Genomic DNA, 15193 nt, shown 5'->3' on the forward strand with positions numbered 1-15193 from the left:
ACTTAATAGTTGACAAATATGATGTTTGATATGCAAAAATTGAAAAAAAATATCAAACTGAGATAGGGGTTTTGCGAAACAATTACGTCAACTGTATAAAAACAAGCAAAAACAAATATGCCGGAACAGCATTTTTCATATTTGATACAACAATTTTTTCTGGACAAAATCTCTGAAAAAGAGCTGTCTGAGCTGGATCAGCTCCTGAAGACAGACGAGACTTCCAGGGAAGAGTTTGCGGCCTATGCCAGGCTTCATCACAAATTGTCAGGAATGGCATATTCCCCGAAAGGCAATAAAAAGAAGGAAGCATTATTTCAATCTGTTTTACAAAAGATCAACTCCGGGGAAAGCCTTGATCCGGATAAGGACAACTTCCGGACCGCAAAAGCACCACACCGTGAAACCGAAGAAGTAAAAACGGGCAGGTACAGGTCTGCACGTAGTATCGCAAGAAGGAGGTTTATTTACGGCCTGGCAGCCTCTGTGGTGGTCCTGATTGGGATAACCTTTTTTTACCGCACTTTTCAAACACCGCCGTCTATTGAAAAATATTCGAAATTTAAACTGCAATCACCCAGCCATGAAGGGGATGTCCGGTTAATAGTTGATGGTGAGGAGATCGATATCAATGAAGCAAATCCCGTAATATCTTATTCGGAATCGGGAGAGAGGATCGATATCAATGAAAAGCAGGCCGTACACCAAAAGACCGTGGATAAGGACAACTACAATACTGTAGTAGTACCCTATGGGAAACGCTCGTCCGTATTACTGGCAGACGGAACAAAAGTATGGCTGAACTCGGGGTCTGTACTGACTTATCCTTCCCGTTTTTCCAAAAAGAGAAGAGAGGTATATCTCGAGGGACAGGCCGTTTTTGATGTATCTCACGATGCGAAAAAGCCTTTTTATGTGTTGAGTGCGGGCCAGGTTGTAAAAGTATTGGGAACGATTTTCGACGTACGGAGCTATCCCGATGAGGACTTTTCCCGGACCGTGCTGAAAAGCGGAAGTGTGGAGATCACTTACCCGGAGGTTTCCACAGAACATTCAACAGTACGGATAACACCCAATACACTTGCCATGTTCGACAAAACCAGTGGAGATGTCGCGCGTATGGACGTTGATGCCGATAGCTATATGTCATGGAGGGAAGGAGTGTTTGTATTTGAGAACGAGAAGGTTGAGGAAATTGCGAAAACAATATCGAGATATTACGGAGTTGAGATTGAACTGGACGGAGAATTCGAGAACATAACAACATACTCCGGAAAACTGGATATGAAAGCATCCCTGGAGGATGTCCTGGATATTATCAAAGGTTCCCTGTATTTTGATTACAGAAGGGAGTCGGGCAAGATTATACTAACTAACTGATAAATAATATAAAAAACCGGAGTGATATGAAAAAATAGACCAGCAAAAACAAAAAGCCAGGAGATGTTCCCGCATCCCCTGACCATTAATTACAGTTTAACGGTTCGCCAACCATTAACACATAACAAAATTATGAATAAAAATACTATTGTCCTTTTTTTATCCTGTAAAAAAAGCGTAGAAAGGTTTTTATGGCACATGATCAGAATCTTCGTTTTATCTGTATGTCTCGGGCTGAGTAGCATTTACGCAGAAGATTCCCGTTCGCAAACAAGAATTGATATCAATGTTCAGGATGCAGCCCTGAAAGAGGTTTTTGAGAATATCGAGAGGAAAACCGATTATATATTCTTTTACCCCGACGGGGTGCAACAGAGCAAACGAAAGGTGTCGATTAAAGCCAGGAATGAATCAGTAGTTAATATTCTTCAGCAAGTATTACGGCCCGATTACACCTTTAAAATTGTTGACCGGCAGATTATAGTCTCGCTTTCGAGGAACGCCGCTCCTCTGGAAGATAACTCCGAAACAGCTCACACCGTTCAGTCTATAGTTACAGGACATATAAGAGATATAGACGGAGCCCCTTTGCCGGGGGTGAGCGTTTTTATCAAGGGTTCAGGTAAGGGTGTGGTTACCGATTTTGACGGGAATTATAACCTGGAGGCCGCTATAGGCGACGTTCTCGTGTTTAAGTATCTGGGGATGGAGACCCAGGAGGTCGCGGTAAGAAACTTTGAGCCTTTGAACGTGATGATGAAGGAAAACGTAGACGAGCTCAGCGAAGTAGTGGTAACGGGATACCAGACCCAGGAACGGAGAACGATAACCGGGGCGATGGCTCAGCTGAAATCGGAAGTTATACAGGAAATTCCGGTACAGTCTTTTGACCAGGCCATGCAGGGTAGAATGGCTGGCGTACTGGTACAGAGTGCTTCCGGACTTCCGGGAGGGCCGATAAGTATCCAGATCCGGGGCCAGGGCTCTATCAGTGCCGGAAATTCTCCTCTTTTTATTGTTGATGGTGTGGAGGTAAACTCGGAAGATTCCGCGAGTAATGTTTCTGCTTCAAACCCATTGGATTTTATGGACCCCAACGACATCGAGTCCATAGAGGTGCTGAAAGATGCCGCCGCCGCTTCTATTTACGGGGCTCAGGCGGCGAACGGAGTAGTGCTGATCACCACCAAAAGTGCAAAAGCAGGACCTACGAAGTTTACTGTAGGATACAGAAAAGGAGTGGTGACACCCCTGGAATTTCTGGAAATGCTGAATACCCAGCAGTACCTGAATGTCAGGATGGAGGCAGTGTCTAATTTGAACCCTGACTGGAGCAGCGAGCAGGCACGTACCGAAGTTTTAAGGCAGAGCCTGCTGCCTATAACCCTTACCGATGCCGAGATCGCCGCCCTTCCTACTTACGATTGGCAGAAAGAGGCCTTCAAGCCGGCCTTTTCGGATAAGGTCAATGTGGCAATGACCGGCGGGTCGGACAAAACCAAGTTCAGGATCTCGGGCTCTTATGAAAAGGCAGAAGCTACGATTGCCCCTAACGATTTTACAAGAGGGTCTCTTTACATACGCCTCAATCACGATGTCAATGACAAATTAAACCTGTGGCTGAGCACTACCCTGAGCCAGGTAAACAGGAATGCGGGGTACCGTTCCTATGGTTCCTATGCTTATTTCTCTTCTCCTCAGTATACGGCCTCACTAATGCTGCCCTTTCTCGCGATCAAAAATGAGGATGGTTCATGGAACGCGCCCGTACGTTTTCCCGGGAATGCACCCTATAATGCCCTCCAGGCGGCAGAATACAATACGCAGCTGGCCAGGACCAGAAACCTTTTCGGTGTTTTCCGGCTTACCTATAAACTGAGCGATAAGCTACAGTTTCAGTCCAGGTTTGGCCTGACCTATAGAAATTACGATACCGAATTTTATATAGACCCCCGTTCCCAGGAAGGGGCTAACAGGGCGGGATACAAATCATTCCGCTACCAGAACTCAAACATCTTTACGAATTCGACTACGCTGACCTATGATACTACCTTTACAGGAGGCCACCAGTTAAACGCACTGGCAGGTGTGGAGTACAGGGGGTATAACAGACAACGGGTGGGTGCTACTTCAGAAGGTTTTCCTACCTATCAATTCCGGTATATGTCTTCGGCCTCAACTATATTGGGGGCCTATGAGAACGGAACGGAAAACAAAAGGGCAGGGGCATTCTCACAAGTGAATTATAACTTCAGGAAAAAGTATATGGTGAGTGGTGTCCTGCGTTATGACGGTTCTTCCAGGTTCGGGGCCGATAATCAGTACGGGCTGTTCCCTGCCGTATCGGTAGGATGGGATATTGCCAGGGAAGGTTTTATGAGAGGACAAAGTGTGGCAAACCAGTTAAAACTGCGTCTCAGCTACGGCGAAACCGGAAACAGCGCTATCAGTGATTTTGCAAGCCGGGCCCTGTGGGACGGAAGTGCTTCGTATGGAGGGCTTCCCGGTACAGTACGGACCCAACTGGCGAATGACGACCTAAGATGGGAACGAAATGTGAGTTATAATATAGGCCTGGATTTCTCCCTGTACAAAAAGATACTGTACGGTTCGGTAGATATCTACCGCAGATTGAGCAAGGACCTTTTGATCAATACTCCCGTAGCCTGGCACAGCGGCTTTGCCGATATTTACAGAAACGTAGGGGAAGTAAAGAACGAAGGGCTGGAGATCGACCTGAATTCAGACCTTATCAAATCGGGAGACTTTAAGTGGACTGCCAATTTTAATATTGCTTTTTTAAAGAATAGGGTTACCAAACTCTACGAAGGTGTTGTGGAAGTAGGTGAAGAAGGTGAGGAAGCTGTTGAAGAGGTTGTGTCCTTGCCGGGGTCACCCGGTATCCGTGTGGGATGGCCGTTGCAAACCAACTTCCGCCACCAGTATGCCGGGGTTAATGCGGCTACCGGAAAACCCATGTGGTGGCATGGAGAAGACAGGTTGTCTTATGCTCCTGGAACGCAAGGGGGGGCAAGCTATACCCCGCACGGGAGGGGAAGCCGTCTTTCCGATTACTTCGGAGGGTTGAGCAATAGCTTTTCCTATAAGAGTTTTGAACTGGATGTTTTCTTCCAGTACGATATGGGAAGGGAGTTGTACAACACGACCAATACGAGAATTTATACCAACGGGTCGCAACAGACAAATTCACTGCTTCGGGCCTATGAAGAGAGCTGGAAATACCCGGGACAGATCACTGCTTTCCCAAGACCTATCGACGCAGGATTTGAACATCTTGCTGCAGACCATACAAGGTCTTCAAACAGGTTTCTGGAGGATGCTTCCTATATCCGGCTCAAGCAGATCTCGCTCAAGTATAACCTGCCCCGTAAATATATGATCAAAGGGCTCGATTCTTTTAGTATTTACGCTACGGCGACCAATGTGCTGACCTGGACGAAATGGACAGGCTATGATCCGGAGTTCTATATAGCAGATAGCAACTTTACCTCAAATACCGGTCAGATACCGCAGACCAGGAACTTTATTTTCGGGGTGGATCTCTCTTTTTAAAATTAATACTAAAAAATATACGGCTATGACAAGTTCATTTAAAACAATAGCACTCCTGGGGATCTGCTCCCTGTTCTTTTTGTCATGTGAATCACTGCTGGAGACAGACCCCATGCTTTCCATAGATTCCGAGACGGCCCTGAGTTCTGTAGAGTCTATAGAGGCTGCTACGGTAGGCTGTTATTCCCAGTTGAGAAATACTGATCTTTACGGAAGGGAATATATTGTATATCCGGAGCTTATGGGTAATACGGCTGCCCATTCGGGAAGGAGGACCAACAACCAGGATGTGGCCAATAATGTCAGGGGTGTTCATATGGGAGGATGGCGATGGGCTTACGAGGCCATTACTTCGGCCAATGAGATCCTGGAAGCACTCGAAGGCTTTGAGGCCAGTCAGGAGTGGAAAGACGGGATTGCCGGACAGCTCCATTTTCTTAGGGCTTTGTATTATCACAACCTGTCGCGGGTATACGGGTACGACCCTACGGCCATAGGGTCATCCGACAAGGGCACGGTACCACTGATCCTGACCAGTATCAAGACTTACGGAGATATCAAGCCCACGGAAAGGGCGCCCATTGAGGTCATGTATGCACAATTGTATGCCGACCTGGAAAAAGCCTATGAGTTACTTGCCGGAACTCCTGCAAGTACAGGGCCCCATTTTGCTACGCAAGGGGCTGCTGCAGCCTTGTTTACCAGGGTAGCACTGTATAACGGGGACTATGAAAAAGTGGTGGAATGGGCTGATAAGGCCATAACATCGGGAGTAGCCCGTTTTTCAACCCATGACAGTTATGTCGCAGACTGGAGAGCAGAAACCCATCCGGAATCCCTCTTTGAAGTGGAGTTTAAAGTAGATCAGAATATAGGGATCACCAGTTCGATCAGGTCCGCCTTTACCACCAGGGTCAACGAAGAAGGAACCCAGGAGAACGGAAACGGGGATGCCACGGTCAGCGATGAACTATACACGTTGTATGAGGAGGAGGATGTGAGAAAACAGCTTATTATGAAAGGCCTGGGGAACGCGTCAGATGCCAATGAGATGACCAAGTTCTTTAGCAGGGGCGGTGCTCCCAACCTGGACAATGTGCCGGTAATACGGCTATCGGAAGTATACCTGAACAGGGCTGAGGCCCATGCGGGGCTCGGAGAGGAAGCAGAAGCCCTGGCGGATGTAAACCGGATCAGGGAAAGAGCAGGCCTGGATCCGGTATCCGGGCTTATCGAAGAAAACCTGCTTGATGAGATCTGGAAACAACGGAAACTGGAACTCGCCTTCGAAGGTCACAGTTTCTTTGAATATAAGAGGTTGGGCCAGGATATAGTAAAACCCAATGGTACGGTCTTCAGGTTTACGGATTACAGGATACTGGCGATGATCCCCTGGAGAGAATTTAATGCCAACAAAGCATTAAGTCAAAACAGGGGATATTAAAAAGGGGCAGAACTAAAAAACACACGATGAAAAAACTTTCTATAATACTGCTGTACTGTTTGTGCATAACAACTTTTTCCGGTTGTTTCAAAGACTATGAAGAGCGTTACCTGTTTACCGAGAACAGGGTGGAATTTGAAGATGCTGTGGTCAATGATAACTCCAGTGGCAAGACCTTCCCTATCCTGGGACCGGTAGCTTCCGGCGAAGGAACGGTAAGATACAGGGTAAACATGACCGGCGAACAGGCCGATGTAGACCGGACGGTTAATTTCAGGATTGTTGTCGAGGAGACCACGGCCAGGGAAGGAATAGATTACAGGCTTCCCCAGGAGAGGGTCATAACGATACCTGCCAACGATAGTTTTGGCTGGCTGGAACTGGAGATCCTCCCCGACGGGGGCGGAAACCCGGTGGTGGTGTTTGAACTGGTGGAGACGGGAGATATCGGTGTGATGGACAGGTATCACCAGATAGGAGTGCGGATAAGTTTTCCGTTTACGGCTCCCGATCCCGGAGAGGTTGAAGAACTGGATGGGATCCGGTATTTTAAAAACATAACCTTCGGAGCTAACAGCAATCAGAATGTCGGGTATTATATCGATCTGGAAACAGGTAATGCGTATACCGCATCCGGTGCGGACGACAACCAGGAAAAGATAGATTTTATCGTATTGCGTTCCGGTGCGGGGAGCGGCATTAACCTGTTGACACCGTCCAGCGGTTCAGTTACGGCCTGGGGTAGTTCCAGCCGTATCCCGGAAGAATGGGATGTCCGTAATAACGGTTCAATTGCCCGTATTCAGAATGCTACCGGAAGCGAACAGGATTTGTTTGATCAGGCGACGTCCCGGGCAGAGCTGTGGGCGCTTTACGACGAGCTTTTATTGGGCATAACAGACAGGGTGGGGTACAGCGGCACCAATCACGGTCCGGCCTCAAGGGTGCGGGAAGTGAGCGCGGGAGACCTTCTCCTGTACAGGTTGCAGGAAGCGCACCGGAATGTCTTTGCCATTGTAAAGGTCGAAGAAGTTGTGGATGCGTCTACAGGACATATAAGAGGCGAAATGAAGAGTGGTGAAGCTCCTGTTATAAGACAGTTGGGGCTTACAGGAGTGGGAGCCAGTACCGCTGATTATATCGATTTTTCAAGAGGGATTATCCTGACCGAAGGAGAAGCGGAGCTCGAACCGGAAAATATAGATGTGGTCCATATGAGGGGAAGTAATAGTAAACACAACCTGATATCTGTTACCCACGATGGCGGTCTAAGCGCATTTTCCTCGGCCTTGCAAACGCGTGTCGAGGGCTGGCCGGTGCGCAACAATACCACAATGGTCAACCTGGGGCAGGACCAGGTATATGCCGACCTGTATGAATCGCTGAACGAAGACGACCGCCAGGTCATGGAAGATGCCTTTGATATGGCATCTCAGCAGGGTGCACCGGAGGGGCGCCTGACCCAGATAGCCACGGGAGATATCATTATGCTGAATAATGAGGACAGAGGTATTATCGTAGCCATAAATGTCATAGCGGCCGATGACTCCGCGGGGATGATCATCCGTTACAAGATGTCTGAAGAATAAGGTTCCGGATGGATAATAACTGATGCAGGAAGACCAACTATAAAAACCAGAAAATGAATACATATATAAGAAGACTCGCGTTTTTTTTCACAGCGATACTGCTTTTCCAGTCTTGCGACACGGACGGAGTATCCGGAGAGACCGGCGAATTTGATACCGGTGAAAACCTGCCCAAGATAGGCGTGGAGATCATCCGACCCGGGGCAGTTTCCGGAGACCGGTTGATGGATATCAGTTCCGGGGAGGTGTATACCATGAGTGAGGCCGGTGAATTCCCGGAAAAGATCGATTTTATCATGATGTGGGGAAGTTCCACCGGGCTGAATATTATAGCCCTTAGAGATATAGGCCGCCTGACCTCCTGGGGTTCGGGACAGACCATTAACGAGACTTTCCTGGTAAAGAACAGAACCACTTTTGTAAAAAAAGACGCCTCCGAAGCTACTGCACAGCTCTACCAGGAGATCTCCACCCCCGAACAGGTAAGGGAACTCTATAATAGCACGGTAATGGAGTTGGAAAATGATCCTGATAATGACGTCGAGACGCACGGGCCTTCCTTGTCGCTCAAGCAGTTGAATGCCGGAGACCTGATCCTGGCAAAAACCGAAAAAGGGGTTTATGCAGCCATAAAGGTAGAGTCGATCACGGACGGGAATTCGGGGAGGGCAGCGCTCTCTCTCAGGCTGGATAACAGGGAAGCAGTGGAGGTCCCGCCGGTTGCATCGGAGGAACGTATGGATATGTACGAGGTGGAACTCACCCGTCCGAGTTATTTTGACGGGCAGCGCTTTCTCGATTTTTCAACCGGGGCGACCTATGAATTCGGAGGGACAGATCACCTCATGGAAAGTGATGCCTATCTGCACCAGGAAAAGATAGACCTGTTCTTCTTTAATAGCGGTAGTTCCGGATTCAACCTCTTCAGCCCGGATGAAGGCAGCATTTCCGGATGGGGTACAGGACAGGATGTTATCACCGACTGGATGGTGAGAAACAAAAGTGAGTTTATAAGGCTGGACGCCTCGGCAAAAGCAGATTCCATATTCCTGTATGCCTATCAGAACGGTCATATACGCGAGGCTTACAACAATGCGCTTGAAGAGGTAGCCCAACAGGAAGGCTATGATGAAGGCCGGCATGGCCCGGGCTCACGGATCAGGGAATTCACGGCTCCGGGCGACCTGATCTTCTTCAGGTCGGAGAGCAAGCAGATCTATGCCATAGCTCAGGTCACGGCCATTACTACGGGCGGCAGTGGTTCCCTTACCCTCAACGTTAAAGTGGATAACTCGGGGAAGGTCAATGTTCCTCCTCCTCCGGTAAGAGAACTTACACTTACAGGGGTAGGGGCATCTACTTCAGACTATATCGATTTCTCGCAGGTAAGGGTGCTTTCTATAGATGAAGCCGAAGCAGAACCACAAAACATCGATCTTGCCCACCTGCGGGGAACTACTTCCAATCATAATTTTCTCTCCATTACGAGTTCCGGTTTCGGGGCGTGGACAGCTTCTCTCAGGGAGCAGATCGAAGCGTGGCCGGTACGTAACCACACCGGGATCATCAACCTGGGATCGGATGCTGCTGCGGTCGATCTGTACGAATCGCTGGACGAAAACGATCGTCAGGCCATGGAAGAAGCCTTTAATACGGCAGGTGAACCTATATCCGATGGCCGGCTGACACAGATTGGTACGGGAGATATCATTATGCTGAACTCCGCAGACAGGGGGATCATTGTAGCCATAAAGGTTGTGGAGGCCGATAACAGTGGGGGTATGACGATCCGGTTTAAAGTATCTCAGGAGTAGCCTTGATGTCCCGGGCAGGGATGTTCGTATGCGAAATGATAAGAAATGGGACTTGTCCTCATTTTTTAGCTCGTGGAAAAAGTCGGAATGAGTTGCGGAATGTATAAGTTAAGATAAAGATTATGAGACTTTTAAATAACAATAAGACAATTGCCCTGAAAGTAATTACAGGGATAGCCATATACTGTGCATTCGCCATATCGAACGGATATGGCCAGAAGGTAGTAAAAGAAACAATAGTAATGGGAGCCCAGGGTACCAGTGCTGCCGAAGGTGGTTTTCTGGATTTGCAGCAGTTGAAATTATACGATGTTAATATGGCCACCCTGAACCAGGGCGGCATAGACCTGGCATATACGTATGGAAAGAATACCGGGATCAATTTTATGAGCCCTTCAAGTACAGCGTTTAAATCTTTTGGCCAGCGCTACAGGGAAATCGTATTTGAAAAATGGAATGACAAAAATAAAGGTACACTCATAGCCATTGAGGGGGGGAATAAGGAGATGCGAAAAGCCTACCGGAAAGTTAAAAGCCGGGACGACCTGATAGAACTCTATAAGAAGGCCGCCGGAGAAGTAGTGATGCGGGAAGGTTACAACAGGCTTCGTCATGGCCCCGGGGCGCGTATTACCAGGCTCAAGATAGGCGATCTGGTGGTTTTCCGGTCTGTAGACAGGGATATTTATGCCATAGGGCAGATCGTGAACCATGAAGACGGCTATAGCGGATCGGTCACGGTCGACTGGAAAGCGGCGGCGGGCAATTGAGCGAGGGAGTAAGGGATACCGATGCCAGCCTGGATAATTCCGGGGTGCCTCTGCCGGAGCGTATATGGAATATATAAATAAGTTATCATTGTAAATGGACGAAGTATGGGAATCAGAAGAATATATATCATAATTTTTTTCGGAATATTAGGCCTGTATGGTTGTAATAACGACGATAATACCACCGGTCCTGACGAGGGATTGCCCGACTGGAAGTTGGGAGATGTGTTTTACGACGAAAATGAATGGATTGAATGTATCGTGGGCGACATGCCCCTGGTGATCAGTGTTCCGCATGGCGGAGACCTGAAACCCGAAGAGGTACCGGACCGGGTGTGCGATGGCATTACAACGGTACGCGATACCGGGACCATGGAACTGGCCGAGGCCATCCGGAAAGAAATGCAGGAAAAATACGGAAAGACACCGTATATCATTATCAGTCATATCGCCCGTACCAAGATCGACCTCAACAGGGAGATAGAGGAAGCGACCTGTAATAACGAAGAAGTCATACAGACCTGGCACGATTTTCACGACTTTGTGGAGACCTCGCTGCAGTTATCGGTAAAAAACCACGGGAAGACACTTTATATAGACCTGCATTCCCACGGGCACACTATTCAGCGGCTGGAACTGGGATTTGGCCTGACAGCAAACAGGCTGGGCAAGGTTTATACCGGGCATGAGCTGCAGGATATTGCAGAAGAATCCAGTGTGAATAACCTTTTAAAAGACAATGAGAACTACACCGTCCGGGACGTCCTGATAGGCGACAAAGCCTTTGGTACCCTGATGACCGACAGGGGGCTGCCTTCGGTGCCCAGCAAACAGGACCCGTATCCCATGACCAATGAGACCTATTTTAACGGAGGCTTCAATACAAGGCTCTATACCTCGGTAGATTTTCCGGATATCTCGGGATGGCAGATAGAAACCAATACGGAGGCTCGTAACTCCCGGGAAAGAAGGGCAAAATTTGCCGGGGCCTTTTGCGAATCCTATTTTGAGTTTATCGGGACCTTCTACCCGTAATTCAGGTATTGGTATACCCCATAAAATATTATTGGTGTGCAGTATGGAGTAAAATTGTCAGTTACTTTACATCTGTTAACCTGTGCGGACTCCATGGGCAAATAGGAGGTTCTGAGCGTGGTGACCATCACAATATACGGTGGAAAAGCGCCCCGGTCCCGGGGTTGTAAACAGGAAAAGAGTTCAGATTAAATAAGTATAACCCGATGTTTATAAATAGATTAACCCGACCTAAATTGATTCTTGTGAAAAAAATACTGTTTCTCGTATCTATACTTTGTTTACTGTATTCCTGTAAGGAAGATTCCCGGGCTACGGCACCTTTTGATTCGTATTCCGTTGCCAAAAAAATCCGGGTAGATAAGGGTGCCGTGGTGAGTGCCCATCCACTGGCCAGTGAGGTGGGCAGGGATATCCTGATGCAGGGCGGAAATGCGGTTGATGCCGCCATTGCCGTTCAGTATGCCCTGGCCGTGGTATACCCCAATGCCGGAAACCTGGGAGGAGGGGGTTTTATGGTTTTCCATACCGGGGAAGGAGAGAGCTATAGTATTGATTTCAGGGAAAAGGCCCCTTTACGGGCCCATAAAGATATGTACCTCGATTCCTTAGGCGATGCCGTACCCGAATGGAGCAGGAACGGCCATCTGGCTTCGGGGGTTCCGGGGACGGTAGCCGGTACTTTCCTGGCACATCGCAAATTCGGAAAGCTACCGATGGATCAGCTGATCCGGCCGGCGATTGCCCTGGCAGAACGCGGGTTTGCCATTACGGAACGGGAGGCCGGCGGGCTTAATAATTATGCAGAAGATTTCAGGAAATACAATACCAGGGGCAGTGCCTTTGTAAAGGAAAAAGCATGGAAAGCCGGGGATGTCCTGGTGCAAAAAGACCTCGCAGAAACCCTGAAACGCATTGCCGTACAGGGCCAGGCCGGATTTTATGAAGGAAAAACCGCTGAGTTGATCGAAGAGGAAATGAAAAGGGGAGGGGGGATCATGACTGCCGAAGACCTCAAACAATACGAAGCCAGGGAGCGGGAACCGGTAACCTTTAAATATAAAGACTATACCATCATATCGATGGGGCTTCCTTCCAGTGGAGGGATCATGATGCAGCAGATGCTGGGCATGCTGGAACCTTATCCCATCAGTGAGTACGGGTTCCATAGCCCCGCTGCGATACAGCTGATGACCGAAATTGAAAGACGGGCGTTTGCCGATCGTACGGAATATATGGGAGACCCCGACTTTGTTGAGGTTCCCGTAGCAGAACTGGTTGAAAAATCGTATCTGGAATCCAGAATGGCTGATTTTACCCCCGGGGTACCTACCCCCAGCGCGGAGGTCAGCGCCGGGTTGATGGTTAAGGAAAAAGAAGAGACTACGCATTTGTCTGTGATAGATGAAGAAGGCAATGCAGTGTCCCTGACCACGACCATCAACGGGGCTTACGGAAGCAGGGTCGTAGTAGGCGGTGCGGGGTTTATACTGAACAACGAGATGGACGATTTCAGCGCCAAGCCCGGGGCGCCCAATAAATTCGGTTTGCTGGGTACAGAGGCCAATTCCATTCAGCCCTCCAAACGGATGCTGAGCGCTATGACACCCACCGTTGTTTTGAAAAATGACAAACCCTACCTGGTGTTGGGAACACCGGGAGGGTCCACCATCATCACTTCGGTATTTCAGACCCTGGTCAATATCCTGGAGTTCGACCTGCCTGCCCAAAAGGCAGTCAATGCCCCGAAGTTTCACCACCAGTGGCAGCCGGATCTTATTTATGTGGAAAAGGAATTTCCACAGGCCGCTATAGACACCCTGGAAGCTATGGGATATGTTGTTGAGGAACGAAGGGCCATAGGCCGTACCGAAGTGATAAAAATCATCGAACAGGGGATAGAGGCCGTAGGCGACCGCAGGGGTGATGACAGTGCGGCGGGATACTGAGAAGGCTGTTCCGGAAGGGGATCTGGGACCAGCCCGGAGCCGGTCCGGAAATCTGATTTTTGAAATATAGACATCATTTTCAATAAAAGCCATGAAGAAAAAGAAGAACACAAGTTTTGTTTTTTTCATACTGATAGCTGTGCTATACGGGGCCCTGCAACCCGTTTCTGCCCGCGATATAGGCAGAGAGAAGGTGTGGTCGGGAACAACGGAACTATCTTCAGTTTCAATCCGGCTGGGGGCACAGTCCGGCGGTCCCGGTAATTTTCTGGATATCTTTTCGCCGAACATATACAAGGGAAGGAAAGCAAGCCGCTATGCAGCGAATATCCAGCTGATGTATGTGTTTGGCAGAACGTCCGGTGCCAATTTCTTTTTTCCGGGAAGCAGTGCGATCCGAAAGTATTCGAAGTCGGTCCAGGAAAAGATCGACATATGGAGCGAACGGCAGGAAGGGCAAATGATCAACCTGGGCAATATCCGCGAGGTCTTTGAGGGGGTCAATTCAGTGTCGGATATAAGGAAGGCCTATGCCCGGTACCGGAACGAAGTGTACGTAAAGGACGGGTATAAGGTGGCGGAGCAGGGACCCACAGACGGGCTTAACAAGATAACTGAGGGAGATGTGATACTACTGCATTTATACGGCCGGGAAGCATTTGCCGCCCTGAAAGTAAAAGAGATCGTTCCCGGTGCCGGCGGAAGTATTGCATTCGATATAAAATACGGTAAAAGTGATGCCGGTACGGGAGGAGAAAACTTTGTGACAAAAACACCGGGTGAGCAGGGAGACTGGCAGGTGGGGACAACCTATGCCGATACACATTACCAGAGCGAATACCTGGTAGGAGATTTTCCTCTGATCCTGAGTGCTCCCCACGGGGGAGGCATGAACCCCCTGAACATTCCGGACAGAGACTGCCCCGGGGCGGTACGGGGTACGGATATGCGAACCATCGAACTTACACGTGAGATACAGAAGATACTGATAAAGGAATACGGTGTGCGGCCCCATGTGGTGGTGAGCAACCTGTCGAGAAGAAAGATCGACCTTAACAGGGAAATCGGTCCCGGCACCTGTGGCAATGCAGCGGCAAGGCCCGCGTGGCAGCAATACCATAATTATCTCGACACGGCCATTGCTGTGGCCCGAAGAGATCACAAACGGGTTCTGCTCCTGGACATCCATGCGCATGCCCATACCATTCAAAGACTTGAACTGGGATACCTGATCAATGGAAAAGCCATAAGGGATGCCTACCGCGGTAAAGACCTGGAAACCCTGGCCGGAACATCTTCATTGACCAATATCATCCCGGAAAATGAGGGCAGTTCTCTGCACCCCATGCTGTTCGGGGCAAAGGCTTTCGGCACATTGGCGGGAAACAATAGTATTCCATCTGTTCCGAGCCAACAGGATCCATACCCGAAAGACGGTGAAAAGTACCTGAGCCGGGGATATATTACCCAGCACTATACGTCGCCGGATTACCCGGAAGTACACGGTATTCAGGTAGAGATCAACCGCAGTGTCAGGAGTGACGGGGCCCGGGTGGAGGCTGCAAAAAGAATGGCAAAGACCATTATGGAATACATGAGATCACAACAACTGACAGATTAAAAGAAACAGGAATATCCA

9 protein-coding genes are annotated in these 15193 nt (G+C 48.9%); all 9 read left to right on the plus strand.

Annotation, left to right across the window (positions count from 1 at the left end; translation table 11 throughout):
• Positions 1-117 precede the first annotated feature (117 nt).
• The 9 genes from DN748_RS05850 to DN748_RS05890 all read left to right on the plus strand — a co-directional run bounded on the left by DN748_RS05850 (position 118) and on the right by DN748_RS05890 (position 15175).
• Positions 118-1380, plus strand: a complete 1263-nt coding sequence (locus DN748_RS05850; RefSeq protein WP_112370855.1) for a FecR family protein — start codon at positions 118-120, stop codon at positions 1378-1380.
• A gap of 198 nt (positions 1381-1578) precedes the next feature.
• Positions 1579-4953 (plus strand): TonB-dependent receptor, encoded by a 3375-nt coding sequence (locus tag DN748_RS05855; protein WP_161554484.1) that lies wholly within the window; start codon positions 1579-1581, stop codon positions 4951-4953.
• Between the two features lie 25 nt (positions 4954-4978).
• A complete protein-coding gene (locus tag DN748_RS05860; RefSeq protein ID WP_112370857.1) occupies positions 4979-6397 on the plus strand; it encodes a RagB/SusD family nutrient uptake outer membrane protein in 1419 nt (472 codons plus the stop codon).
• A 26-nt stretch (positions 6398-6423) separates the two neighbouring features.
• A complete protein-coding gene (locus tag DN748_RS05865) occupies positions 6424-7986 on the plus strand; it encodes a DUF4843 domain-containing protein (protein WP_112370858.1) in 1563 nt (520 codons plus the stop codon).
• 53 nt (positions 7987-8039) lie between these two features.
• Positions 8040-9800, plus strand: a complete 1761-nt coding sequence (locus DN748_RS05870; protein ID WP_112370859.1) for a hypothetical protein — start codon at positions 8040-8042, stop codon at positions 9798-9800.
• Positions 9801-9922: 122 nt separating this feature from the next.
• Positions 9923-10570 carry a hypothetical protein gene (locus DN748_RS05875; RefSeq protein WP_146746563.1) on the plus strand — a complete coding sequence of 216 codons (648 nt, stop codon included), beginning with the start codon at positions 9923-9925 and terminating at the stop codon, positions 10568-10570.
• A 105-nt stretch (positions 10571-10675) separates the two neighbouring features.
• Positions 10676-11605: an N-formylglutamate amidohydrolase gene (locus tag DN748_RS05880; protein ID WP_112370861.1), complete on the plus strand. Its 930-nt coding sequence runs from the start codon at positions 10676-10678 to the stop codon at positions 11603-11605.
• Positions 11606-11850: 245 nt separating this feature from the next.
• Positions 11851-13554, plus strand: a complete 1704-nt coding sequence (ggt, locus tag DN748_RS05885; RefSeq protein WP_236636800.1) for a gamma-glutamyltransferase — start codon at positions 11851-11853, stop codon at positions 13552-13554.
• Between the two features lie 91 nt (positions 13555-13645).
• Positions 13646-15175 (plus strand): N-formylglutamate amidohydrolase, encoded by a 1530-nt coding sequence (locus tag DN748_RS05890; protein ID WP_112370863.1) that lies wholly within the window; start codon positions 13646-13648, stop codon positions 15173-15175.
• The last annotated feature ends 18 nt before the right edge of the window (positions 15176-15193 follow it).

This window comes from Sinomicrobium soli (genome assembly GCF_003285545.1).
GTDB lineage: Bacteria > Bacteroidota > Bacteroidia > Flavobacteriales > Flavobacteriaceae > Sinomicrobium.